Genomic DNA, 23,660 nt, shown 5'->3' on the forward strand with positions numbered 1-23,660 from the left:
CGTCCGAACGCCGACCCGCACCCCGCTCGGGGGTGGCGCCGCACTCGACGCCACCCCCGGGCAGCGCGCTGCCCAGGACGCCCAAGGCGCAACGGGCCGACCAGATGAAGATGCCTGCGATGTGGAGTCCGGCCCGGTAGACGCTGGCGGTCCTCTTGTAGCGGGTAGCCAGCCCACGCCAGCTCTTCAAGCGGTTGATGCAGCGTTCAACGGTGTTGCGCAGCTTGTGGGCGTCGCGGTCGAAGGCAGGTGGTCGACCGCCGGTACGGCGTTTGCGTTTGCGGTTGACGATCTGGTCGGCCGGCTGTGGGATCACCGCACGGATCCCGCGTCTGCGCAGGTGCTGTCGAATGGCCTTCGACGAATGGGCCCGGTCCGTCGGAACCACGAGGGGGCGCCTGCGCGGACGGCCGATCGTCCCAGGCACGCGCAAGGCGGCCATGACGTCCTCGAACGCGGGCGCGTCGCCTGCCTGGCCGGGGGCCAGGTGGAAGCACAGCGGGCGGCAACGGCCGTCGGTGGCGAGGTGGACCTTCGTGGTCGAGGACCGCCCCGGACCGGCGCAGGTGTCCGGGGGAATGTTCCGCGCCGTCGCGGGCAGGCGATCGGCTGGCACGGCCCAGGGGAGGCCGGGGGTCGGCTCGATGGCGAGGGGGCGGGTGTCGGCTTGCTGGGTCAGTCACATGCGATCGGCGGGGCGCTGCTCTTCACGGCGACCGCGCCGGTCCTTCCGGAGGCGCTGTTCGGCACCGGGATGCGGCCGAGCGAGGTGCTGATCGGCACCCTGCTGTGCGCCGGAGCTGCGCTGCTGCCGGACCTCGACCACCACGACGCGACGCCCGCGCACCTGCTGGGTCCGCTGTCGAGGGGGCTGTGCCGGCTGATCGGCAGGCTGTCCGGGGGCCACCGGCACGCGACGCACTCGCTGCTGTTCGTGGCGCTCACCGGGTGGGGCACCTGGATGGGCGTCACCCGCGTCGGCAGCGGCTTCACCGTCGGTCTCGCCTTCGTGCTGTTCGCGCTCGCGGCGCGCGCCCTGCACCTGCATCCGCCGGGCCGCGGGCTGACGGCCTGGGTGACCTCCGTCGGCCTGGCCGGGGTCGGGGCCGCGACGGTGGCCGTCTGGTTCACCGGCTTCGCCGACTGGCTGCCCTACACGGTCTGCCTGGGGACCTTGAGCCACCTGATCGGCGACTGCCTCACCCGTAGGGGCGCCCCCCTGCTCTGGCCCTACCCCGGGCGCTTCGAGCTGGTGCTGATCCGGCGCACCGGGGGGAAGCTGGAGACCAGGTTCGTCGTCCCGGTGATGACGGTCGCCACCTTCGCGGTGCTGTGGTTCTCGGTCTTCTCCCCGCTCCTGGCCGCGAGTTGAGCACCGCCGTGCGGTCCGCGGGTGAGTCGACCAGGTGAGCCGGCCCACGTGGTCCGACCACGTGCCCGACCCACCCGACCCGGATGATTGACCGGGCGTTTCGGGGACAGACGGCTGCTGTGACGAGATTCCTCCCGGTTGTCCTGACAGTCTGTGCAGCGGTCGGCGCCACGGTGGCCGCCCTGGTCGTCTCGCCGTGGTGGTGGTGTGCGGCGGCCGTCCTCCTCCCGTTGTCGGCACTGGCCCTGGCGGACCTGCTGCAGACCCGGCACTCCGTGCTGCGGAACTTCCCGCTCATCGGCCATCTGCGGTTCGTGCTGGAGGGCATCCGGCCGGAGGTGCAGCAGTACTTCGTCGAACGCAACGTGGACGGCAGCCCGTTCGACCGTGACACCCGCAGCATCGTCTACCAGCGGGCCAAGGGGACGGACGCGGACGAGCCCTTCGGCACGGAGCTGGACCTGTACGGCACCGGACGCGAGTTCCTGGTGCCGTCGATGGCCCCGGTCGCCGTGCCGGACCGGACGCCCCGGGTGCCGGTCGGCGGTCCCGACTGCACCCGGCCGTACCCGATGGCGCTGCTCAACGTGTCCGCGATGAGCTACGGCTCGCTGTCCGCCAACGCGCTGCTGGCCCTCAACACCGGTGCGGCGCTCGGAGGTTTCGCCCACGACACCGGCGAGGGAGGGCTGTCCGAGTACCACCTGCGGCCCGGCGGAGACCTGATCTGGGAGATCGGCACCGGCTACTTCGGCTGCCGCACCGAGGACGGGGACTTCGACCCCGGCGCGTTCGCCGAGAAGGCGGCGCACCCGCACGTCAAGTGCGTGTCGCTGAAGCTCAGCCAGGGTGCCAAGCCGGGCATCGGCGGCGTGCTGCCCGGGTCCAAGGTCGACGCCCGGATCGCGCGGGTGCGCGGGGTCCCGGAGGGGAGGACGGTGGTCTCCCCGCCCTACCACCGGGTGTTCTCCACCCCACGCGAACTGGTCCGCTTCATCGGCCGGATGCGCGAACTGGCGGACGGCAAGCCGACCGGCTTCAAGCTCTGCGTCGGTTCGCGCCACCAGTTCCTCGCCGTCTGCAAGGCGATGCTGGAGGAGGGCGTGACACCGGACTTCATCGTCGTGGACGGCGCGGAGGGCGGGACCGGAGCCGCCCCGCTCGAATTCGCCGACCACGTCGGCATGCCGCTCACCGAAGGACTGATGACGGTCCACAACGCACTGGTCGGCACCGGGCTGCGGGACCGGATCCGGATCGGCGCCAGCGGCAAGGTGGCCACCGGGAGCGACCTGGTGAAGCGGCTGATCCAGGGAGCGGACTACACCAACGCGGCCCGGGCCATGATGTTCGCCGTCGGCTGCATCCAGGCCCAGCGCTGCCACACCAACACCTGCCCGGTCGGCGTGGCCACCCAGGACCCGCGCCGCGCCCGTGCCCTGCACGTGGGCGACAAGTCCCAGCGGGTGCGGCGCTACCAGGAGGCCACCGTCCGGAGCGCCCTGCAGATCATGGCCGCCATGGGCGTCGCCCACCCGTCCCAGCTGCGCCCGCACATGCTCCAGCGGCGCCTCGACCCGGAGACCATCCGTTCCTACGCGGACACCCATCACTGGCTGGAACCGGGGCAGTTGCTCCAGGAACCGCCCGCCGGCTGGGCGCGCGACTGGGACGCCGCGCGCCCCGACCGGTTCACCGTCTGACACCCCCGAAAGGAACTCCCGTGGCACGTACCGTCGCCCGCGTGATCGTCGACGCCCTGCAGGAGCTGGGTGTGCGCCATGTGTTCGGCGTCGTCGGCGACGCCCTGAACCCGCTCACCGACGCCATCCGCACCACCGAAGGCCTGGACTGGGTCGGCTGCCGGCACGAGGAGGCCGCGGCGTTCGCGGCCGGCGCCCAGTCCCAGCTGTCCGGCACCCTGGGCGTGTGCATGGGGACCGTCGGCCCCGGCTCCGTCCACCTGCTCAACGGACTGTACGACGCGGCCAAGAGCCGGACCCCGGTGCTCGCCATCGCGGGCCAGGTCCCGCGCTCGGAGCTGGGCAGCGACTACTTCCAGGAGGTCGACAACGACCTGCTGTTCCGGGACGTCGCGGTCTTCCGGGCCACCGTGACCTCGCCGGACCAGCTGCCCAGGATGCTGGAGACCGCCGTCCGGAGCGCGGTCAGCGAGCGCGGTGTCGCCGTCCTCACCGTCCCCGGGGACCTCGGCGACCGCGAGCTGACGGACGACCGCCCCGCCCGCTTCCCGCGCCCGCGACCCGTCACCCGAGCCGATGACGCGGGCATCCGCGAGGCCGCCGACCTCGTCAACGCCGCGGAGCGGGTCACCCTCCTGGTCGGCCGGGGCGCCCGGGACGCCCGCGAGGAGGTGCTGGAACTCGCCGGGCGACTGTCCGCCCCGATGGTCCTCACCCTGAAGGCCAAGGAGGGCTTCGAGGGGGAGAACCCGTACCAGGTCGGCCAGACCGGCCTCATCGGCAATCCCGCCGCTGCCCAGGCGCTCGACGCCTGCGACACCCTGATCATGCTCGGTACCGACTTCCCCTACCGCGACTGGTACCCCGCCGACTGCAAGGTCGTCCAGATCGACCTCCTGGAACGCAACCTCGGCCGCCGCACCCCGGTCGACGTGGGACTGGCCGGCGACACCGGCGCCACCCTCCGCGCACTCCTGCCCCTCCTGCGGCCCGCCGGCGGCGACGCCCACCTCAAGGAGGCCCGCGAACGCTTCGAGCAGTGGACCGAAGGGCAGCGGCAGCTCGCGGACCCCCGGCACGACCACCGACTGCTCGGGCGGCTTCGCAGCGCGCTGGACAACCGCGACCACGACGTCCGCCCGGAGGCCCTGGCCGCCGCGGTCGACGCCTGCGCGAGCGACGACGCGATCTTCACCTCCGACACCGGCATGGCGACGGTCTGGCTGTCCCGGTTCGTGACCATGCACGGCCGCCGGCGCTTGCTCGGGTCCTACAACCTGGGTTCGATGGCCAACGCCATGCCCCAGGCCATCGGCGCCCAGTTCTGGGCCCCCGACCGGCAGGTCGTGGCCTTCTGCGGCGACGGGGGGCTGAGCATGCTCCTCGGCGACCTGATGACGATCAGGACCCACCGGCTGCCGGTCAAGCTCGTGGTGTTCGACAACCGACGCCTCGGCATGGTGAAGCTCGAACAGGAACAGGCCGGACTACCGGAGTTCGGCACCGAGCTGGACAACCCGGACTTCGCCGCCGTCGCCACCGCCCTCGGCCTGACCGGTATCCGGGTCACCCGCCCCTCGGAGCTGCTCGACGCGGTCCGCCAGGCCTTCGACACACCCGGACCGGTGCTCCTGGACGTCCTGACCAACCCGCAGGAACTCGCCGTTCCGGGCAAGCCGACCGTCGAGCAGGGCTGGGGCTTCGCGATCGCCAAGGTCAAGGAGACGCTCCGCAGCCACGACGGCTGACCGGAGGGGCAGGACCGGGGAGCGCCCCGTACCCGGAAGGATCAGTACGAGGGCCTTGGGCGTGATCCGAAAGACATGCCCAAGGCCCCGGGCCATGTCGATCCCGATCCAGCAGCGGACACCCGCGGATCCGCGCCGCTGGGACCGGCAGGGGGACACCCCCTGACCCGCGCCTGCGGACCAATCCCGCAGGCCCCGCAAAGCCGTCGCGCACACACCCGGTCCCCGACGGGCAGGCTTGCCCAGTACCCGTCGGCCCACACCGCATGGGCGGCCTGACGCTCGGCCTCCTCCAGGCGGCCGGCCTCGGCCGGCTGCTCCTCGCTCAGCCCCTGCCGGGCTGCCTTCGGATCGCCGCCCCAGGTCGGCAGGGTGGCCAGCAAGGCGCGGCGTTCGGCCCGCATGGTCACCAGCTCCTGCTGCGCGTTCCTGAGTTCACTGGGTACTCGAAGGTCGTCTGCTGCTTCTGAACTTGATCGGGTGATGTCGGTGCTGTTCGCCTGACAGGCGACAGGCGATCCCTTCGACTGAACCCCATCCGGTCCCAGCACCCGCCAATGCCGGCACCAACGTTCAACAGACTGATCGCTCACTCGCAACGCGGCAGCGATCTCTCTGTCCTTCTCCTCGTCCGTGAAGCGAACGACGGCCTACAGCCGGATCCGCTCCCGCGCGGCCGTCAAGGCCCCGGCCTCGGACCCGGGCCGGGGCGCGCCCGCCGTCCTCGTCGAGGGCCTGCTCATCGACAGTCGGGGGCGGTTGCTGCGTCCTGGCCCCGTGCCGTGCTGCGCGCCGGCCTGGAGGGCCGGGCATCGCTCCGGAGGCGGCCGGCACCAGGTCGTGGCAGGCCGCGGCACCCCAGGCAGGTGCCGGCCATGCCCGGGGGCGTGGCCGGCACCGATGAGCCGGGCTGGAGCGAATTCACGTCACGGAAAAATTCGACGGCGACCCAAGTGATGGGGCGTGTGGCGATGCGGCCGGGAGAATTCCGCGCGGGGCCCGCTCTGCCGGTTCTTCAGAGGATCCGGATGGAGTTAACCTTCGGCGGGTGGTTCGGGTACGAGATGTCGGTCCAGCGGTTGACCCTCACCGAGTCGCCGTTGTCGTCGGAGTAGACCAGGTCGTTGTTTCCCGTGGAGATCCGGTCGACCCACCACCCGCCGAAGCCGATCGACCCGCCGTTCGCGTAACAGTCGACGCTGTCACGGCCGTCGAGGTGCGACCAGATCTTGAGGAAGTCATTGCGGCTTCCGTCACACGGGATGTGGTCGATGGCGAAGGCGCTGCCGGACGGCACGGCCACGGTGAGCGTGGCCGCCGCGGCGAAGGCCACGGCCATCGAACCCACGACCTTCTTCGCGTTCGAGAACATGGATCCTCCCTAGTCGGATGAAATTATGAATCGAATTCAGCTGTGCAACAATTTTCCGTTGCGTCGTGCCCGATCAGTATCCAGAGCATTTTTATGAGGGTCAATCGAACACGCCTTGACCCAACCTGCTCTAGGTCATTTTCATTCGGGACTTCCGCAAGGCGCGGGGTGCCCGACCGAAGGTCACCTGTCGGCCGTTCTGACATGGGGAGATCAGGGGACCGCCGAACGCGCCAGACCAGCGCTCGGGGGCACGCGGCCAGAACAGGGACTACACGAAGGCCATCTCGGCCACCAGGCAGCGGGCAGCCCAGTCTTCCCAGCGGCGCGAGGCCGGGTGCGCCGCCCGGACTGGCCCCGCCGCCGTCGCGGTGTCGCTTATGGGGGTTTCCCCTGGACCCAGGGCCTTGTCCAGGCGGGGCACCGCCCCCGCCGCGCGGGTACCCGGGATACCCGCACCGGCCCGGACTGGCATCGTGACGCCACGCCGCCGCCGGCCCTGCCTCGCTCCGCCCCCCGGGACGGGAAGTCCTGCGGGTACCTCGGTGACGGCCTCGCCGTTGGCTTTCCTGTGTAGTGGGCGCCCTGTACCCGGTCTTACGTTGCCGGGAGGGCTCCGACCCTCCGTGAGCCGGTGCGTGCAGCCTTCCACCGACCGGTGGTCACGGTTGGAGCGTGAGGGTGCAGTGGGTGATGGTTCCGCTGTTGCCGCCGCGGACGGTGCAGAGGTTGATGCCGCCGCCTCCGTCGAGGCTTCCTTCGTTGCCTCGGGTGGGGGCGCGGTCCCGTTCGAGCTGTCAGTTCCTTGGCCGCGCGTGACGGTGAGGGTGTCGTCGCCGTCGCCGCCCTGGAAGGGGCTTTTCCCTTTCTCGCCTCTGGCTGGTGCCGGCCGCTTGCTGGTCGGGGGTGGCGGTGGGGGCCGGAGAGAGGTGGTTGGAGAGGGTGCGGCGCGCGGGCCTGGAACGGGCTTGGCCGCTGTCCTGGCGGCCGGATATCCCGGAGAGGCAGCAGCCCCACGACCACCAGGAGACGCCCGTGAGCACCCGTCAGAGCCTCGCCGAGCCCGACGACAACGGCGACAGGCCGCCGCTGTCGAACCGGCCGGTCCGGCCCGGCCGGGGCGGACCGCCTACCGGCGCGGCGCCGCCAACCCCAACGGCTCGACCACTGCGCTGCGCGCCGACGTCCTCGGCGCGCTCGGCGTCCTCAAGGTCGCCACCGCCGACCAGCTCCAGCGCCTGCTGCGCCCCGGGGCGGCGTCGAACAAGGCGGTCCGGCAGGCGCTCGGCGACCTCGCGCTGGACGGCCTGGTCGCCTCCGACGGCAACACCTGGGACCGGCACAAGACCTGGCGGCTGGAGGGCACGGCCGGGCTGGAGGCGGCCGGGCAGGTGCTCAGCCTGCCCCGCTCCGACATGGGCTCCACGGCCCGGGGCACCGGGCGCTCCGGAGCCCAGCACGCGATGGCGGTCAACGAGACTGTGGTGGCGTTCGTGCGCGGCGGCACCGCGCCGGAGGCCCCGGGCGGGCGGCGCAAGGTGCGCCCGGACGGCGTGTGGCAGGCCCCGGAGATCGGAGTGCCGGTCCTCATGGTCGAAGTCGACCGTTCCACCGTGACACTGGCCGACGTCGCCGCGAAGTTCCCCCGCTACCGCGAGCTGTTCCGCACCAAGGTGAAGAGCACCGATCCGGCGCTGGCTGGCGAGGAGCCGGCCGACCGGATGGTCCACTGATGGCGCAGGGCCTGGCCCGGACCCCACACCCGGCCCGGGTACCCGCCGGTCGCCTTGGTCGTCACCGGTGCCGGACCGGTGACGTTGGTTCCGCCCTTCCTCGACCGCCTGTGACTATGCCGAGGCCCTCACAGAGGACTTGCCGTTGAACCTGCCGAGAGGTGACGTTCCCGGCTCAGCGCGCTGACGACCTACTCCTGGCCCAGGAATTCGCGCACGTCAGCGGCCAGGGTGGTCATTCCTTCACCGGATTCGACCACGTTCGTGACAGTGCACTTCCAGTCCTCGGGGAAGAAGCCTGACCTCAAGGTCCAGCTCAGATACACGTGACCACCCGAGCCGAAGGTCGCTGTCACAACCAGATGGTTGTTGACCCAGACCCGCTCGCCCTCCCAACCGCGGAAGTCGCGCGCAAGGTTATCGAAGAACTCGTCCAGTCTGTCCCAGACGGTCACAGCCACGGATTCGAGCCGTGCGCGGACACCGTCGGCAACAGCCTCCACGGCGAAGGAGGCCTCATACTCACCAGCCCGCGACCAGTCGAACAACCGGACGCAGGGCGCGAGTGTCCCCCGCCCACCGACGACAAGCTCGACCTGCCCCGGACCCACCTCGATCAGACTCACCCGCCGAAGGATACGGACACCGCCAAGTCGATGGCATCACCATTCTGGACGCCCGAGCCGCTGCTACTTCTCAACGAAAGTCCAGGCTGCCACCACGATCCGGTGCTGCCAGCGCCCAGCGACAATCGCTCTTCGTCTTCACCTACGCAGCCAGTCGGCATAGTCGCGGTCTCGGCATAGGTCGATCTATGCGGATACCGGCATCGCTGGACGAGTTCGGCTACCTCAACCTGGACCGCAAGGGCGCCAAGCTGCTGTTCCGGATCTTCACCGAACGCGAGGAGCGCAAGGCCACGGCCGTCGCGACGAACTCACCCTTCGCCGAGTGGGACAAAGCCTTCGGCGACGCCCGCCTCCGCGCGGCCGTCGCCGACCGGATCACGTTCCGCTGCACCCTGATCCAGACCGGCACCGAGTCCTACCGCTACCAGGCCACCCAGGAATCCTTCTTCCCAGCCTCGAACTGATGGACGGCGAAGTCCCGGTGACCTCCGTGAAGGCTTGGAGGGCCACTGAGGGGCCACTCGGATTTCCAGCTGACCACAGGGGCGGTGGCCGGCGCACCGCTCGAAGCGGCCGCCGTGGTTGTCCGCCCGGCGGCGTCGCACAGCAGCCCGCCTGGCATGCTGGCCGCATGGATGCTGACGCCCTGACTCCGGTTCACCTCGACAAGGTGATGGACGGGTTGGCGATGAATTCCGCCCTGCCAGCTTCTATGGTTCGGCGACTATTCGCGTGGCGGCGGGGCACGGGGAAGGTGGCGAAGCGTCCGGACCTTACCGAGGACATGATCGCCGAGATCATCGCGATCGACGACCACTGGCTCCTGCACAGCCTGGCGCTCAACAACCGGCTGCCGGACCAGTTCCGTATCCGACTGGCCACACATCGGGACGGGGCGGTGCGGGCCGCGCTCGTTGTCCACGCCGCGACCGCACCACGGGAGATGCTGGAACAGCTCATCGAGGATCCCGATCCACGGGTCCGTGAGTACCTGGCTCAGGGCCCCCACACGCCGCCCGATCTCCGGGCCCGCCTCGCCGCCGACTCCGACCCGGAGATCCGCGCCGCGCTGGCGAAGCACTGGCCGCAGGCCCCGGAAGCGGTCCGCCGGATTCTGCTGACCGATCCCGAGGCCAAGGTCCGCGCCGCGGCCTGTTCGACCTACTACGCGCGTCTGCCGCATCCGATACCGCCCTCGGACCTACTGCCGGCGCTGTTGGCGGACCCGGTGACTCGGGCGGGCGCGGTCATTCACGCCGTTCTCGACGCGGACACCCTCCAGCGGCTCGCCGCGGATCCGGACAGCGAGGTTCGCGCCGAGCTCGCTCGGCATCCTGACCTGCCGCCGCCGGCCCGCGAGGCCCTTGCGGTCGATCCGGCCTTGAGCGTCCGTGTGAAGGTCTTCGCCCGGCCGGACACGCCCGAGCACGTGCGGGCGCAGATTCACGCCTCGGTCCACGAGCTGTCGCGCTCGACGGCTGATCCGGACCCTGACGCGGACGACGAAACGGTCCTGCAGTGGTTCCAGAACGAGTTCGCGCCCACGGAACTGCGGATCCTGCGGCTGCCCTGGGTGACGGCCGATCCGCTGCCGCACATCGACTCGCCCTACGTCAGCTTCCGAGTCTCCGCGGCCGCCAGCAAGGCTCTTCCCGCCAACGCGGTGGCCCGACTGCTCGACGACGAGGAGGAGATGGTCCGCCTCACCATGGCCTACACCGCCCCGCACCTGGTCGATCCCGCGACCGCCGAGAATATCGAGCGCCGCTACCGCCGGCGGGACAAGTTCACGTTCTGGTGGGACAAGGAGGAGGTCCTGACGTTCCCGCCGGCAGCCTTGCGCTGCTTCGCCACCGACCCTGAGCCCCGGCTCCGCTCCTTCGCACCCCGCGATCCGGATCTGCCCTCGGAACTCGCCGAGAAGCTGGCCGCCGACCCCGAAGACCGAGTCCGCCGCGCGGTCGCGCCCCACCGCAACCTCCCGCTCCAATCCCTGCTGCGTCTCCTCGCTGACCCCTCGGAGCGCGTCGCAGAAGCCGCCGGCGCCTCACCGTTCCTTCCGGGCGAGCACATGGAGTGGCTGCTGAACCGGGCGGGTCTGTAGCCGCTACTCAGGAAGGGCTGGGCCCCACGGGTCCAGCCCTATTGGCATCCAGGGTGAGGCCCCGGCCGCGACTTGTCAGGGAGGCGACCCGGGCCCCGAATCACACGCTATCGACGCCACCACTCCGGCCCCCACGGACACTCCGCCCATGCCTCGGCAGGTCACACCCGATCAGTGGCTCCCGATCTCGCCGGAACGGCTCCCGAACTCGCCGAAGAACGCCCACCGAGGTCGAGTACATCACCGTCACGTGTGGCCTACGCGTGGCTCCCGTTCACATCGGAGCAGTGGCTCCCCTATGACCCGACAACATCACCCTTTTCCCAGGCCGCCGGGCCGGACCGGGACAACCCGGCGGGGCTGCGCAAGCCGGGACGGCCGCTAGCGGGGCCGAGACGGGCCGCACCCGCCCGGACCGGGTGAACCGTGGATCGGCCACCACACATCACGGCAGGCTTGGCCTGGTATCGAGGGCACTGAGCCTGCAACGGATTGACCATCCCATTCCCCTCGCGCTCCTGAACACGGCCGCCGCCATGGCGCTCCGGCGGACACCTGATGTCCTACCCCCTGGGCTGCTGACCCCGCGCTCTTTCACGGGTGTGACCTGGTGGCGGGTGGGTGGGTATTTTGGGTGTTTTGGGAGGTTTGGGTGCTGTTGGTTGGACCAATTGTCGCGGGGTGTCGGGGTGGCGCCGGGGTGTTCCGGTGGTGTGTGGCGGGGGCCGTTTCGGTTGCTGTACGTGCTTGCCGTGGGTATGTCATGAACGGGGGTTAGGGGTGTCGGGGGTGGTGAATTACCGGATGTTTCCCAGGGGTTCTCCGGCGTGTTTCCGTGGTCGTTTTCCGACTGGTTTTCCGGGCTCTTTTAGGGGTGTGGTCTTCCCGGCTTATCGGCGGGTTTTTCCGGGGGGTGGGGTCGGTGCGCGTCACGGGCAATGGGGTGTGACGCGCACCGGGTGGTGATCTTGTCAGGCCGCGTGTCGGCGGCTTGTCCGGGGGCGGCTGTTCGGCGTTCTGCTCGCCGCCGGCCCCGGCCGGCCTGGGCGAGGCCTCGTCCGCCCGCAGCCACGACGGGTGTGCGAGGTCCCACCAGCCGTTACACGCCTTCTGACGGCGCCGCACAACGCGATCCTGGCCGAGCGGCCCAGGCCAGTGCCGGCGTTCGGTGACTTGCGGCGACAGCCCGCGAATCTGTCAGGAGGGTGATGCCGTGAATTATTGGCTTCTTCGAGGGAATGCTGGAGCACCGCTGAATCCCGCTCATGGCGCCGCCGCCTGCAGGCCTCGTCGTCAACGGGCCATGAGACCGACGTACGGAGGTACCAGATGGCCGAGCTCCCCCCACCGCCAGAAGGAATTGTGCTGGCCCACTTCATCGTCTCGGACGATGTAGAGCGCTCTCGACGCTTCTACACCGAAGTACTCGGCGGCCGGGTGGCCTACTCCGGCCCCGGAGGGCTGACCTATGTCGCCCTGGCCAACAGCTGGATCATCATCAATGTCGGCGGCGGCCCGACCGACGACAAGCCGACGGTCACCCTGGCCACGCCACGCGATCCCGACCAGGTCAGCAGTTTCCTCAATATCCGGGTCAAGGACGTCCATGCCTTGTACGCGGAGTGGAGCGCCCGGGGCGCCCAGTTCCTGACACCGCCGAAACAGCACGAGTACGAGATCCGCTGCTACATCCGCGATCCCGACGGCCACCTGATCGAAGTAGGGCAGACTACCGACCCCGAGGGAGACTGGTCGCCCGCTCACTGGCCGTCAAGTACGCGCGCCGGCGATTCGGAGTGAATGCCGGGGTCCCGGCCACACTCGGCGAGTCCCGCCTGCCCGGGAATCGAGGGAGATGGAAGCCCGATCCGGGCCGAGAAAAGGATCGGAACCGCCGTCCCGGCGAGCCCTGGGTGGTGGCCCGCGTCGCCGTCTCGTCGTTCTCGCGGGCCTCGCCCGCCTCGGCGGCCCGCTGCCCGGTCCTCGGCGTCCGGCCTGGCCGCGTGGGGCCGGTCCGTTCCAGAAATCTGGAATGCGGGGGTAGGCCCCAGGCCGCCTGGCTGTCGACCTCTTGTCCGGTATGCCTGTGGGGCTGTGGGGGCTGTAGGGCAGCCGCTGACCTCTGACAGGAGACCTTGACCGTTTGCCATTCGATCTTGACCACCAGCAGGTTTCTGCCACCTGATCTTGACCGGTGGCGGGGGAAGCGGTGGGGGTCGCTGCGCGAGCATACGGCGATGCCGTGCTGACGGGCGGTCCCGCCGGGTCCGGGTCTGCGGGCGAAAGCCCTGCAGGTCGGAGCTGGTAAGTGTGCCAGGATCGCCTGCCGTGAAGACTTGGGATGAACTGACCGTCACCGAGCAGGTGCTGGTCCGCCGCGCTGTCGCCGGCACTACCCCGCGCGGCAGCGCGCAGCACGTCACGGCCGTGCTGCGCTGGGCGGGCTCGCCCGAGGTGCCGAGGCGTCGCAACGCGTCGCCCGAGGAGCAGTCGGCGCGGGTGCCGGAGTTGGCGGCGGCGACGCTCCGGTTGGTCGCGGGCGGGTGGTTGACGTTGCGTCGGGCGCTCAGTACCGCGTTCGTCCAGGAGGATGGCCCGGAGGTGACGGGCGCGGAGCTGGCGCAGCTGGTTGTCGACACGGCGACGTGGGTGTGGCCGTGGGACGACCGGTCCGGCGTGCCTGTTCTCTCCCTGCGGGCGACCGAGGAGGGACGCCGCCGCTGGGAGGCCCGGGCGTATGCTCCGGACGCCCCGCCCACCGTCCATCAGCTGGACCTGACGGAGGTCGAGGACCGGGTCCGGGTGTGTGCCATGGAAGCGAGTGGCTGGCTGACCGGACCGTTCGGGATCCTCGCCGATCTGCCGTCCGAGCTGGAGGGCGAGGAGCTGCGGGCGTACGTGACGGCGGACCTCGCCCCGCTGGTCCGGTTCGTCCGCGAGGGAGCGATCGAGGTGCTGCACGTCGCGGAGCCCGCCGCCGAGGGCACTGTCGTCCCGCTGGAGGAGCTGCTGGATGCCTTCGGTGACCGGGAGTTGCGCTGCGACGACCGCGCCGACTGGGGCGTCGGGTTCACCTGCGTCCTGACCCAGTCGCTGGCGAACGCGCTCCGCTAGCGTCCTGAGCCAGAGACTCGACAGAAGTTCAGGAAGAACACCGAAGTCGAGCGGTCAGAGTCACTTGGCAATCGGTCAAGGTCGGCTGTCAGAGGACAGCCGCCGTCCGCGCCGCCGTCCTGGCCGTCGTTCGGTGCGGGGGTCGGTGGTCCGGGTCGCTTGGGTCGCTGCGCCTGGCCGACGCCCTCGCGCGATGCCTCGCGCGTCGCGTGGAGCCGGGTGGGCGCCCGTTCCCCGGCGGCCGCCTCGCAGGCTGGCCCGGCGCCCGCCCTGGACGGCCGTCAGGCCGCCGTCCAGGAGCTGGTGAGCGGCTCCCGGGGGCCTCGGCGGGAGGCCGCACCCGGCCCTGCTCCGCCGGTGCTGCTCCACCTCGGCGCACCCGTACCGCCGGATGCGGCGCCCCGTCGCGGACTTGGCCGGCATTTGTCCGGGGGTGCCGCAGGCGCCACCAGGACGACCTCGGCGCCGGGGCCGCCAGGCCCCACATCGAAAACCCACCCCATCTTCTCGGTGGCGCCGCAGGCCACACCCACAACCCCTTTCGAGGGGCCGCCAGGCCCCGGCCCACCGCCAAAGACCAGCCCTCTTTCTGATCCCCTTTCCGGGCCGTCCGTTCGCTGTAGGGCACCGGGTGTCCTGGAGGGCGCTGGAGGGCCTCTTTATCGGCCGATAGGCGCGGGCACCGAGTGAATTCATGCTGCGACATCAAGGCGGGATTCCATGCGGCTGGTTAGGCGCGTTTCCTGCCGGATACCGGGCCGGGCTTACCGACTGATTCCCGCGTGTCTGCCCGGTAACATTCGAAGGCCGAGGGCAGGTGACAATCCCATGCGCATCGAGGGCACGAGTGCCGCCCCGTGCTGCGCCCTGCCCGGGGCTTTTGACCGAGTGTGGTGTGACGGCCGGTGGGATGTTTTCACGGCCCGCCCTCGGCCTGATTTCGGGGGGGTGGGTGCCGGTTCTGTGTCGCCGGCTGACGGTTCTGGCCGTGTGGCCTGCGTGTTTGTGGGGTTGGAAGAGAAGTTCCCGATGGCGTGAGAGTAGTGGGACTTTCCGCGGTTCGGTCGAGAGCCCTGTATGCGGGTGGGCCGGCGTGGGTGGTGCCAGGTGTGGTCCGTCCTGGTCGTCACCACGGTCGCGATCGACAACCGCGCGTACCGCGGTGATCCCGCTTGTCCCCATCAGCGCCCCGTGGCTCGCTTACCCTCGTCGCGTCGGGCGGTGGTCGCCGTATCGGTGGCGGCGCGTAGGGTCCGGTGAGTGAGGTCTTCTGATTCGTGTGCCGATCTGCCCGTGCCCGACACCCTGCCGGATCCGTGGGCGGTGGTGCGGGGGACCGACTGGCCGTCGCTGAAGACCGCGCGTGGGACGGGCAAGGAACTACCCGGGGTGCTCGCCAGGCTGCTCGGCCCGGACCTGACGGCCGAGGAGACCGGGCAGGCTCTCGACGCCCTTGAGCCGGTGCGCCACCAGGACACCATCTACGAGGCGACCGCGCCGGCCGCGCTGTGCGTCGCGGCTGTTCTGGCCCGCCGCGCAGAGGAACACCCCGGGGGAGCGGACGGGGTGTGCGTTCTGCTGCTGGGCTGGCTCGCCGGCGTCGCCTACGACAGCGACGACGCCTGCGTCGCGGCCGCGGACCGCTACTTCGAGGGGCGCTACCTGGACGCCTCACCCGCCATGGTCGCCATCCGTGCGCTGCGCCCGGCGCTGTACCTCGCCGTCGCGCCGTTCCTCGGCGACCCCGACACCGCCGGCCGCGACACCGCGCTGGCCGCCGCCCTGGCCTTCGCCGAACACCCCGACCTGGCCCCGCACCGCGAAGGCCTCGCCGAGCATGCCCGCAACCTCCTGCTCGTCAGCGACACCCGGTGGCGCCGCTGGCAGGCCATCGATGCCCTGACCTCCTGGGGGTACGACACCACCGGTCTCACCCGACCCGACGACGACGACCGTAGCCCTCTCACCTGGCCCAGCGATGGCTGGAACCCCGGCCAGCCGCCCTTCTGATCCCCGGCCCCGCTCCGAGCGCAAGCTGCGTACCGAGGCCCGCTGCGAGGCCGCTGAGTGCCCGGGTGCGCCAAAGATCCGGGAAGCCGAAGGCGCTGGGCTGCTGGTGCTGCCCGCCCCGACCCGCCGCGAGCAGGTCGCCGCGCTGGTCTGCGCCCCGGATGACCCGTGTGGGAGGACCGCGTGCTGCACGCCAGGCTCTACCCGGCGAAGGGCGGCTGTGACCTGCTGGTGATCATGAGCGTATTGGGGCTTGGATGCCATATTGTCTGGACCTCTGGTTGACCTGCCGGGGATGCTCGGCCCGTGGCGATGCCAGGCGGATTTGGTGACTGTGCATGGTTACTGGCGAGGTTGGGGGTGGTGTCGGCCGGGGTGGCCGGGTGGGCGGTCTTTTGTGGTGTGTGGTCCGCTTGAAATTTCGTGTGGCGCGTTTTTCTGAATTACTGAGCGTTGGTTTTCTGGGTTCGGGTCGGAACAGCCGGGTGGGGCCTCCTTGGCGGGGTTGGTGTTCGGTATCGGGCCGGGCCGTCCTGGTGGCCCGCGCCGTCTGCCGCGCTCCCGGGCAGTGCCCAGCCAGTAGCCGGCCGCCTGCTGAGGCTCTGCCGTGGGCGACCGGGCCGTTGTCCGGGCGCCGGCCCTCTGCGGTCCCGCTGCGCCCCTGGCTCGTTCGCCGTCTTGGCGCTGCCCGCTGGCTGGGAGCCGCTGCTGTCGCTTGTTGTGGGTAGCCGGGTGGTGTGCCCGGGCCCGCCGTTGCCGGGGTGCTGGGTCAGGGGGTGGTGGGTCTACTGCTCGACTGGGGTGTTTCGGCAGCAGGTCTCGAGCCGGTCAAGCGCGTCGAGCGCCTGGTCGAAGACGGTGGTGCAGGGCCATGGCGGCCCGCGTCCCAGGGCGACAGCGTGCTGGCTACCGGTACGGCCGGGTCAAGCAGACCCGTCAGTCGCAGCAACTCAGTACGGTGGACTGTCCAGGGAGTCGTCACATCGATCTATTGCATCAAAGTCCCCGGAGCGCCACCAAGACGGCCCCGGACCCGTGGGCTGCCGCAGTCCAGGGCCCGGGAGTGACTGCTGCTGGCGACGTGCTTTGCCCTACCGCGCCGTGACCCGGGGCGGTCCGGCTGCGTACTGGGCCGCCAGGTGGAGGCCTGTCGCGGCCGTCAGGCCGCCGCCCTGTGCGGGCGCCCAGTGCTGCGCCTGGGAGTGGGTTAGCGGCCGGTCAGGTGGCGGGAGGTGAGACGGATTCCATCGAGCTGGCCGGTGGTCAGGCGTCGGGCTTCCCAGACGATGGCGGCCACGTCCGTTGCCCGGGGGTGCAGTGGTGGCAGGTCGTCGGGCAGGAGGATGCCGCCGGCGGCCGCGAGGTCGGGGGCGGGGATACCGAGCAGGCCCGCGAAGCCGGCCACCAGTTCGGGGGTGGCTTCGACGGTGCCGCGGCCCACGCCGCCGATCGTGGAGGCTGACAGGTAGATCCGCCCGCCGGTGACTGCATGCAGAACCTTGGCCGTGCATAGCCAGGTGAGGTTCCGACTGTGCGTGAGTTCCAGTAGCGTCGCGCCGAAGCCCGGCTTGTACCGGTGGTACGGCCGGTCGACGCCGCCCCGCCCCTCACGCCGCAATAGGGGCTGCGCCCGGATTGCCTCCTGCAGCAGTCTCCGGCCCCCGGCGGGCATGATCGTCGCGTCGTAGACGACGGGGCTGATCGACCAGTTCGGATTGCGGGTGACCGGTGTCAGGTCGTCGGGCACCGGCTGTCCGGCCAGAACGAACAGGTCCGCAGGGTGCAGCCCGAGTACGGGCCCGAGATCCCTGAGCAGCCGTCCGGTCGGTGACTGCCCGTCGAGCACGGCCTGCAGCTCTGCTGGGGCGGTGCCCGCCGCTGCCGCGAGCGCAGCGCAGTCGAGCGCCCGGCGGCCCATCAGCTGCGCCAGCAGCGCGCCGAACTGCAGTACTCCTGTCATGCCGGCAGCCTATCGACGGCCCCACAGGGCGGGTGGCACCGGCTGCCCAATGGCCGCTGGGAAGCGCGCACCGGGAGCGTCATCGCTTCGGGGGAGCGATGACGTATTCGGCGAGTTCGCGGGCGGTGGCTGCGGGGTTGATGCCAGGGCGGGTGGCTCCGGCGGCCAGGGTGCCGTCGATGAGCAGGAGGAACTGGTCGGCGGCGTGCGTGGGTCGCGGGTGGTCGAGCTTGACGAACTCATCCTCCAGTAGCCGGTGGACCCGTTCGCGGTACTGGTTCGTGACGGTGTGCCCCGGGTGGTCGGGGTCGGCCAGGGCGAGGTCGGCGGCCAGGTAGCGGCAGCCGTGAAAGCCGGGCCCCTGGATAATCCTGCCGAGCTCATCGAAGATCGCCAGGAGGCGTTCCCGCGGTTCGTCGCCGGCGGCTTGCATGGTCTGCCGGTAGGCGGCCTCGTCCTCGTCGGTGCTGCGCCGCAGTGCCTCGACGATCAGGCCGTCCTTGCCGCCGAAGTGGTCGTATAGGGAGCGCCGGGCCACGTTGGCGGCCTTCAGCAGCGTGTCGACGCCGACCCCCACGCCCTGGTCGTAGGTCAGTTGCTGGGCGGCGTCCAGCAACCGTTCGCGCGGCCCGCGGTCGTTGCGTGTGGTCATGGGTCTCAGCTTGCCACCCGTTGACAGTTAGATCAACCGGTCTATATATTCACGATAGACCGAACGTTCTATCTCGGGAGTGGATGTGTCATTCCGCACGACCGCCGAGGTCGTCGAGCTGTTCAACCACGCTTTCGTCGAGCACGCCCCCGAAACGCTGACCGATCTCATCGGCGAGGACTGCGTGATGGAGGCGATCCAACCTGCGCCCGACGGCGCCCGCCGCGAGGGCCGTGCGGCCTGCCTGGAGTTCTGGCAGGCGCTGGCCGCGGACCGCACCACTCAGTTCCGCCCCGAGGAGGTGGCGGTTGCGGGCGAGCGGGCCACGATCCGTTGGCGGTACCGCTTCGGCGACGGCCCGGCCGACTCGGTGCGCGGCGTGAACCTCATGCGCGTCCGCGATGGCGTGGTCGTCGAGGCCTTCGGCTACAGCAAGACCGCCTGATGAGACCGGAAACCTTGAAAGGAACCGTGCCCATGCGCACTTACCACGTGAACAGCGGTGCTGGCATCGACGGCCTGTCCGTGAGAGAGCACGAGGTCCCGGTCCCCGGCCCCGGGGAGGTCCTGGTCGCGCTACGCGCCGCCTCCCTGAGTTTCCGCGAGCTGATGGTGCTGCGCGGCGACTACGTGCTGCCGGTGAAGCCCGACGTGATCCCGGTGTCCGACGGCGCGGGTGAGATCGTCGCCGTCGGGCCCGGGGTGGATCCGGCGCGAATCGGCGACCGGGTCATGGCGACGCTCTTCCCGAGCTGGCAGGACGGCCCCTTCGGGCCGGAGCACTTGCCGCAACTCGGCGGCTCGCTGGACGGCATGCTCACCGAATACGCTGTCCTTCCCGAAAGCGCACTCGTGCCGGTCCCCACACATCTGACCTTCCAGGAGGCTGCGACACTCCCTTGCGTGGCGGTGGCCGCGTGGAACGCTCTGACCGGTGACACCGGTGGCGGGGTGCGAGCCGGGCAGACCGTGGTGGTCCAGGGCTCCGGCGGGGTGTCGCTGTTCGCGCTGCAGTTCGCCAAGATGCTCGGGGCCCACGTGATCGCGACGACGAGCAGCCAGGAGAAGGCGAAGCGGCTGCTGAAGCTCGGCGCCGACGAGGTCATCGACTACCGCACCACGCCCGACTGGCCCGGCCGAGTACGGGAGCTGACCGGCGGCCGCGGAGCCGACCGGGTCATCGAAGTCGCGGGCCTGCTGGAGGAGTCGCTGAAGGCGGTGAAGGTCTACGGCCATGTCGCCTTCGTGGGTTTCGTCTCCGACACCGCCACGCCCCTCGACCCCATGGTGCTGTTCGCCTCCGGGGCCACCGTGCGCCCCCTCGCCGTCGGCAGCCGCGCCCAGTTCCTCGAGATGAGCCGCGCCATCGAGGTCAACCGCCTGCGCCCGGTGATCGACCGGGAGTTCGCCTTCGACGACGCTCCCGACGCCTACCGCCACCTCGCCTCAGGCCAGACGTTCGGCAAAGTCGTCATCACGGTCTGAGCCACCAGGGCAGCCCGCGCAGCGCGGCGGGCACCTCGTCGATGACCCCGGGCCGGACCTGTTCGTCATCCGTGGCGTACGGGCTCATCTCCGACTCGTGGTCGAAGCCGCGGACGAGGACACCGGCCGGGGTGAAGAGGACGGAGAAGTCGTCACCTGAGCCGCTGTCCATCAGGGCCGCCTCCGTCCCCCAGGTGGTGGAGAAGGAGTAGCGGGAGAACCGCGGGTCGCGGCAGATCGCCTGGTCCAGTACGGCCAGCGCGCGCAGGTGCGCGCGGAGCTCGGCGGGGGCCGGGAGGAGGGCGGCGGTCGTGTGCACGGTGCCCATGGGCTCATGTAAGCAGCCGGCCCTGACATCCAGGGCGGCGGTTCGGTCACACCCGCTCTCTCACTCAGGGAACGAAAAGCCCAGCTCACGCAGGCGGGGCAAGCACACTGCGAGGCATTGCTCCACAGTCGCGGCATCGGTTCGCACGAGGACGCCCTCGCGCAACGGCGCTCCACTGGCGACGAAGGTCCAAGGCTTGCCCCTCTCTGCCATCCGCTCAGCGTCGGCCTTGAACAGCACCGTTGCGCCCTGTTCGGCCAGTGCTTCCATAATCGCGACGACGTCCACCGGCGCTCTCCCCTCCCGAAGCGTTTCGAACGCGCGCACATCGGACGAACATACTCACTCCGGGCCGGACCCTGGACACCGCCCTCATGACCCAACGTGACCGATCGGGGCGCTCGGAGCTGGAATACGCGACACCTGAACATGCGAGCTCCGTAAGGTGTTAGACGGCCCGGGAGGGCCGGATGTGGCTGATGCGAGCTTGCCCTCGGTGGCTCCTGGTGAGAGGCCGTCCGGCGCGGCCCGCCTGGACGGCTGGGCCCTGGTGGTCGACGGCCGCTTCGTCGCCGGCCCCGCCGACCGGAGCCGCCCGCTGGTCACCAGCACCGCCGAGCTGGCCGTCCTGCGGGTGCGCCAGGCCCTGGAGGAGGGCCTGATCGACGCCGACGCCGCCCCGGTCCTCCGCTGACCGGCCGGTGCATCTTGTGAGGCGTCTTCTCGGACACCTTGTCAGGCTCCCTGTGGAGCACCTGCCCGGGTGTCTTGCGGGCACCTGACGATTCGCCTCGGCGCGGTATCGCCCCATTTCAGAGCCCATTCGGGGCGCCCGGAAATGCCGACAACCCCTTCTCCTTCCTGGTCTTGGTGAGTGTGGTCGGTTGGTCGGTTCGGGGTTCGTGCCTTTGGTTTTTTGGCGTCCGGCAGAGCCGTCCGCGGCCCACGGGGCCGGCCGCCGATCAGCCGCGCCGGGTTCCACGTAGACACCACCGCACGTAGCACCGAGGCCACCACCGCAGGCGCGGGCGTAGGTACCACCGCACGCACCCCACCGCCTAGGCTCGCCGTCGATCGTTCTCGCAGGTCAGAGCCGGTTTCCCGAGCGTCGGAGGCAACTCCCTCCGTCTGTCCCTCTGCCCCGGATTGCTGGGTGCGGTGGGTGCGGTTCTGGGTGACGGTTCGGGCGGCGCGGGTTCCACCCTGCGGGGCTGTTGATCCCGGCGCGTCCGGCGAAGGCTGGCCGCCCGGGCCCGAGCCACGCGGCCGCGACCCGGTCCGGCGGCCGCCCATGAACCACTCCCCGCCCGGCGCGCCCTCAGCCCCCAGCCACGCCCGCACAGCCACCAGCAGCCGCCCTGGGCCCGCCCCACCACAGCCCGCTCAGCGGCCCGCCGAGCAAGCCGCCGAGGCCATCGCCGCGCTACGCCACGTCCGTGCCCCGACCGCCGTCCTGGAGAGCGCGCTCCACCTCGCCCAGGCGCTCCTCGAACTCCCCCACGCCGACCCGCCGCTCCTGGAAGCCGCTGAGGGCCTGACCGCCGTCATCCACGCTGCGCTACGACGCCCGCGACGCCGGAGCCAGCCAGGCCAAACAGGAGTAGATCCTCGCCGACGCCCTCAGCGAGCACTACTTGCGCCAGCGCGGCTCCCGCGCCCACTCCCTCGACGACGAGGTCAACTCGGTCTTGTGGATGGACATCGAGCTCTGACCCCTCCCGACACCCCTCGTGTCGCCAAAACGAATTCACAAACGCCCCGCCGACTCCATCGGCGGGGCAATCTAGCACCACCCGAAACCCGCGCAGGCCGCCGAAGCGGCCTCCACCACCTGACCGCACGGTCGAACACGCTCGAACGATTTTGTTCCAACTGGACCCAGCCCAGGCCGCAGCCAGACCACCACGCACAGCGTCGCAGCGACCCAACCACCAAGGCCCGCTTCCCCCGCACCGGGGGAAGCGGGCCCTCCTGCTGAAAGGGGACCACGATGCCGACCCTGCGCTACACCACCGCCGCCACCCGCACCCTCGCCCGCCTGGAGCAGCGGCCGCCGGGCCGACCCCGCCCGGCTGCGCCGGGTGCGCCGCGCCCTGGAGCGCCTGGCCGTCGACCCGCGCCACCCCGGTCTGTGCAGCCGCCGCTACCCCGGCCTGCCCGGCCACAGCGGGTGCCGGGCGTGGACGTCGTTACGTCGACCAGCCGTGCTGGTGCCGGGCGACCCGGTGGTGCGGCTTCGAACGGCCTTGCGGGGATCAGAGTTGGGCGACGGAGCCCATCACCTCGACGAAGGAGAGCCGGGTCCGCAGGTCGTTGAAGTTGCGGACGGTGTTGCCGAAGATGTTGATGTAGGACGAACCGTTGCGGTGGACGTCGTGGGCGAACCGGGAGATCTCGTCCCACTGGTTCTCCAGGCCGGCGAGGTCGCGGCCGAGCGGGGTGTCGTTGTGGTTGTAGATGTTGTTGTAGACCTGGTTGAAGATCGGGCCGAAGCGGGCCGCCTCGGAGAACGCCTGGATCATGAGCAGCAAGGATGCGCCGACGTTGTCGTTGTAGCCGGTGGCCCGGCCGAGCACGTAGGCCGCGTTGTAGAGCGTCTGCGGGGTGATCCGGAGGTTCTCCCGGTTGTTGCCGCCGGGCAGGCTGGTGTAGTTGCCGGTGCGGGTCAGGCTGCGGACGCTGACGCCGAGCGAGGCGCCCAGGTTCCGGCCGTCGGCGAAGGAGAAGTGGTGCACGCCGCTGATCGGGTCGGCGCCATAGGGGGCGTAGAAGCCGGCCAGGTAGAGGTTGTCGGCCCAGAAGTAGAGGGAGACGAGCTCGTTGCCGCCGGTGTCGCGGATCCGGACCTGGACGACCCGGGAGCTGTCGGTGGTCGTCTGCATGACCGCGTTCTCGTGGGTGGCGTTCCCGTAGGTGTTCTGGTGCAGTCCGTCGACGGCGTGGTAGTACCGCGCGGCGTGCTCCTGGCCGCCGTCGGTGATCCGGGAAATGTCCCAGTCGACGATCCGGTAGTTGGTGGCCGACGCGGTGCCGCTGAGGCAGGTCACCAGCCCCAGGGCCAGGGCGACGCAGACCAGCGCGGAGTACAGCTTCTTCGTGAGGGTGTTCACTGGATTCAGGGCTTCCCGTCGGGGATCGGGGCTCGGTGACGGCCCGTTCGGTGAGGTCGGCTCAGCCTAGGAATCCGCGCGGGCCGCGCTCGTCCCTGCCGTGTACACACTGTTGCCCGCCCGTGCACACCGGGACCCGCGTTCCCCGGGTGCCGCTGTCCCGGGACTGCTCGACCACGTAGAGCCCTCGGGGCCCCGCGACCAGATCGAGGAGAACGGCGACAAAGGTCGGCGTCTTCCACCCGACCGGCGTTCCTTCACCTGCGCAACGTCACCGTCCGAGACGGTCCGCAGCACCCACATCCTGCCCTTCTGGCGCGGGCCCGTGACAGCGGTCAGC

The 23,660-nt window shown here is 70.5% G+C and carries 20 protein-coding genes and 1 pseudogene; 12 read left to right on the forward strand and 9 right to left on the reverse strand.

The features are described from left to right. Positions 1-97: 97 nt before the first annotated feature. Positions 98-577 (reverse strand): annotated as a pseudogene (locus BG452_RS33325) (IS5 family transposase); the annotation flags it as partial. A 90-nt stretch (positions 578-667) separates the two neighbouring features. Here BG452_RS33325 and BG452_RS33330 point away from each other — a divergent pair. The 3 genes from BG452_RS33330 (at position 668) to BG452_RS33340 (ending at position 4,823) form a co-directional block, all read left to right on the forward strand. Next, complete coding sequence (locus BG452_RS33330) at positions 668-1,372, forward strand: metal-dependent hydrolase (RefSeq protein ID WP_188308078.1); 705 nt, start codon at positions 668-670, stop codon at positions 1,370-1,372. 83 nt (positions 1,373-1,455) lie between these two features. Beyond that, on the forward strand, positions 1,456-3,075 hold the full coding sequence (locus BG452_RS33335) for an FMN-binding glutamate synthase family protein (RefSeq protein ID WP_188308079.1): 1,620 nt from the start codon (positions 1,456-1,458) through the stop codon (positions 3,073-3,075). Between the two features lie 20 nt (positions 3,076-3,095). Beyond that, entirely contained in the window at positions 3,096-4,823 is a 1,728-nt protein-coding gene (locus BG452_RS33340) for a thiamine pyrophosphate-dependent enzyme (RefSeq protein WP_188308080.1), read from the forward strand. Between the two features lie 1,015 nt (positions 4,824-5,838). On the opposite strand, the gene BG452_RS33345 is transcribed toward BG452_RS33340, so the two are convergent. Beyond that, on the reverse strand, positions 5,839-6,195 hold the full coding sequence (locus tag BG452_RS33345) for a beta/gamma crystallin domain-containing protein (protein ID WP_188308081.1): 357 nt from the start codon (positions 6,193-6,195) through the stop codon (positions 5,839-5,841). Between the two features lie 968 nt (positions 6,196-7,163). Here BG452_RS33345 and BG452_RS33350 point away from each other — a divergent pair. Then, complete coding sequence (locus tag BG452_RS33350; RefSeq protein ID WP_188308082.1) at positions 7,164-7,928, forward strand: replication-relaxation family protein; 765 nt, start codon at positions 7,164-7,166, stop codon at positions 7,926-7,928. A gap of 191 nt (positions 7,929-8,119) precedes the next feature. Here BG452_RS33350 and BG452_RS33355 read toward each other — a convergent pair whose 3' ends face one another. Next, positions 8,120-8,554 carry a DUF6228 family protein gene (locus BG452_RS33355; RefSeq protein WP_188308083.1) on the reverse strand — a complete coding sequence of 145 codons (435 nt, stop codon included), beginning with the start codon at positions 8,552-8,554 and terminating at the stop codon, positions 8,120-8,122. Positions 8,555-8,742: 188 nt separating this feature from the next. On the opposite strand from BG452_RS33355, the gene BG452_RS33360 reads away from it, so the two are divergent. The 5 genes from BG452_RS33360 (at position 8,743) to BG452_RS33380 (ending at position 15,785) form a co-directional block, all read left to right on the forward strand. Further along, positions 8,743-9,021, forward strand: a complete 279-nt coding sequence (locus BG452_RS33360; protein ID WP_188308084.1) for an ATP-binding protein — start codon at positions 8,743-8,745, stop codon at positions 9,019-9,021. A 167-nt stretch (positions 9,022-9,188) separates the two neighbouring features. Next, positions 9,189-10,661: a hypothetical protein gene (locus BG452_RS33365; protein ID WP_188308085.1), complete on the forward strand. Its 1,473-nt coding sequence runs from the start codon at positions 9,189-9,191 to the stop codon at positions 10,659-10,661. A 1,329-nt stretch (positions 10,662-11,990) separates the two neighbouring features. Then, entirely contained in the window at positions 11,991-12,461 is a 471-nt protein-coding gene (locus tag BG452_RS33370; RefSeq protein WP_188308086.1) for a VOC family protein, read from the forward strand. Positions 12,462-12,989: 528 nt separating this feature from the next. Then, positions 12,990-13,775 (forward strand): hypothetical protein, encoded by a 786-nt coding sequence (locus tag BG452_RS33375; protein ID WP_188308087.1) that lies wholly within the window; start codon positions 12,990-12,992, stop codon positions 13,773-13,775. Positions 13,776-15,068: 1,293 nt separating this feature from the next. Then, entirely contained in the window at positions 15,069-15,785 is a 717-nt protein-coding gene (locus BG452_RS33380; protein ID WP_188308088.1) for a hypothetical protein, read from the forward strand. A gap of 1,207 nt (positions 15,786-16,992) precedes the next feature. On the opposite strand, the gene BG452_RS33385 is transcribed toward BG452_RS33380, so the two are convergent. Both BG452_RS33385 and BG452_RS33390 read right to left on the reverse strand, forming a co-directional pair. Beyond that, positions 16,993-17,745, reverse strand: coding sequence for a hypothetical protein (locus BG452_RS33385; protein ID WP_188308089.1), 753 nt, complete (start codon positions 17,743-17,745; stop codon positions 16,993-16,995). A 79-nt stretch (positions 17,746-17,824) separates the two neighbouring features. Continuing rightward, entirely contained in the window at positions 17,825-18,397 is a 573-nt protein-coding gene (locus tag BG452_RS33390) for a TetR/AcrR family transcriptional regulator (protein ID WP_188308090.1), read from the reverse strand. 85 nt (positions 18,398-18,482) lie between these two features. On the opposite strand from BG452_RS33390, the gene BG452_RS33395 reads away from it, so the two are divergent. Further along, positions 18,483-18,842, forward strand: coding sequence for a nuclear transport factor 2 family protein (locus BG452_RS33395; RefSeq protein WP_188308091.1), 360 nt, complete (start codon positions 18,483-18,485; stop codon positions 18,840-18,842). 32 nt (positions 18,843-18,874) lie between these two features. Continuing rightward, a complete protein-coding gene (locus BG452_RS33400) occupies positions 18,875-19,882 on the forward strand; it encodes a zinc-dependent alcohol dehydrogenase family protein (RefSeq protein WP_188308092.1) in 1,008 nt (335 codons plus the stop codon). Here the strand turns inward: BG452_RS33400 and BG452_RS33405 are convergent. Further along, on the reverse strand, positions 19,872-20,210 hold the full coding sequence (locus BG452_RS33405) for a hypothetical protein (protein ID WP_223243092.1): 339 nt from the start codon (positions 20,208-20,210) through the stop codon (positions 19,872-19,874). The two genes, BG452_RS33400 and BG452_RS33405, sit on opposite strands and share 11 nt — an antisense overlap. A 60-nt stretch (positions 20,211-20,270) precedes the next feature. After that, positions 20,271-20,498, reverse strand: coding sequence for a hypothetical protein (locus BG452_RS33410; protein ID WP_188308093.1), 228 nt, complete (start codon positions 20,496-20,498; stop codon positions 20,271-20,273). A gap of 184 nt (positions 20,499-20,682) precedes the next feature. On the opposite strand from BG452_RS33410, the gene BG452_RS33415 reads away from it, so the two are divergent. Further along, complete coding sequence (locus BG452_RS33415; RefSeq protein ID WP_188308094.1) at positions 20,683-20,904, forward strand: hypothetical protein; 222 nt, start codon at positions 20,683-20,685, stop codon at positions 20,902-20,904. 729 nt (positions 20,905-21,633) lie between these two features. On the opposite strand, the gene BG452_RS47340 is transcribed toward BG452_RS33415, so the two are convergent. Together BG452_RS47340 and BG452_RS33420 are read right to left on the reverse strand one after the other, a co-directional pair. After that, on the reverse strand, positions 21,634-21,762 hold the full coding sequence (locus BG452_RS47340; RefSeq protein ID WP_262986083.1) for a hypothetical protein: 129 nt from the start codon (positions 21,760-21,762) through the stop codon (positions 21,634-21,636). 703 nt (positions 21,763-22,465) lie between these two features. Continuing rightward, complete coding sequence (locus BG452_RS33420) at positions 22,466-23,320, reverse strand: ribosome-inactivating family protein (protein ID WP_188308095.1); 855 nt, start codon at positions 23,318-23,320, stop codon at positions 22,466-22,468. Between the last annotated feature and the right edge of the window lie 340 nt (positions 23,321-23,660).

The organism is Streptomyces sp. CBMA123, from assembly GCF_014596465.1.
In the GTDB taxonomy this organism is placed as follows: Bacteria; Actinomycetota; Actinomycetes; order Streptomycetales; family Streptomycetaceae; genus Kitasatospora.

What these genes read in the sequence shown, in the direction of transcription:
- BG452_RS33335 (WP_188308079.1), top strand. Translation starts at nt 1,456, where the DNA reads ATGATTGACCGGGCGTTTCGGGGACAGACGGCTGCTGTGACGAGATTC.
- BG452_RS33345 (WP_188308081.1), bottom strand. Translation starts at nt 6,195, where the DNA reads ATGTTCTCGAACGCGAAGAAGGTCGTGGGTTCGATGGCCGTGGCCTTC.
- BG452_RS33360 (WP_188308084.1), top strand. Translation starts at nt 8,743, where the DNA reads ATGCGGATACCGGCATCGCTGGACGAGTTCGGCTACCTCAACCTGGAC.
- BG452_RS33365 (WP_188308085.1), top strand. Translation starts at nt 9,189, where the DNA reads ATGGATGCTGACGCCCTGACTCCGGTTCACCTCGACAAGGTGATGGAC.
- BG452_RS33370 (WP_188308086.1), top strand. Translation starts at nt 11,991, where the DNA reads ATGGCCGAGCTCCCCCCACCGCCAGAAGGAATTGTGCTGGCCCACTTC.
- BG452_RS33385 (WP_188308089.1), bottom strand. Translation starts at nt 17,745, where the DNA reads ATGACAGGAGTACTGCAGTTCGGCGCGCTGCTGGCGCAGCTGATGGGC.
- BG452_RS33390 (WP_188308090.1), bottom strand. Translation starts at nt 18,397, where the DNA reads ATGACCACACGCAACGACCGCGGGCCGCGCGAACGGTTGCTGGACGCC.
- BG452_RS33400 (WP_188308092.1), top strand. Translation starts at nt 18,875, where the DNA reads ATGCGCACTTACCACGTGAACAGCGGTGCTGGCATCGACGGCCTGTCC.
- BG452_RS33405 (WP_223243092.1), bottom strand. Translation starts at nt 20,210, where the DNA reads ATGGGCACCGTGCACACGACCGCCGCCCTCCTCCCGGCCCCCGCCGAG.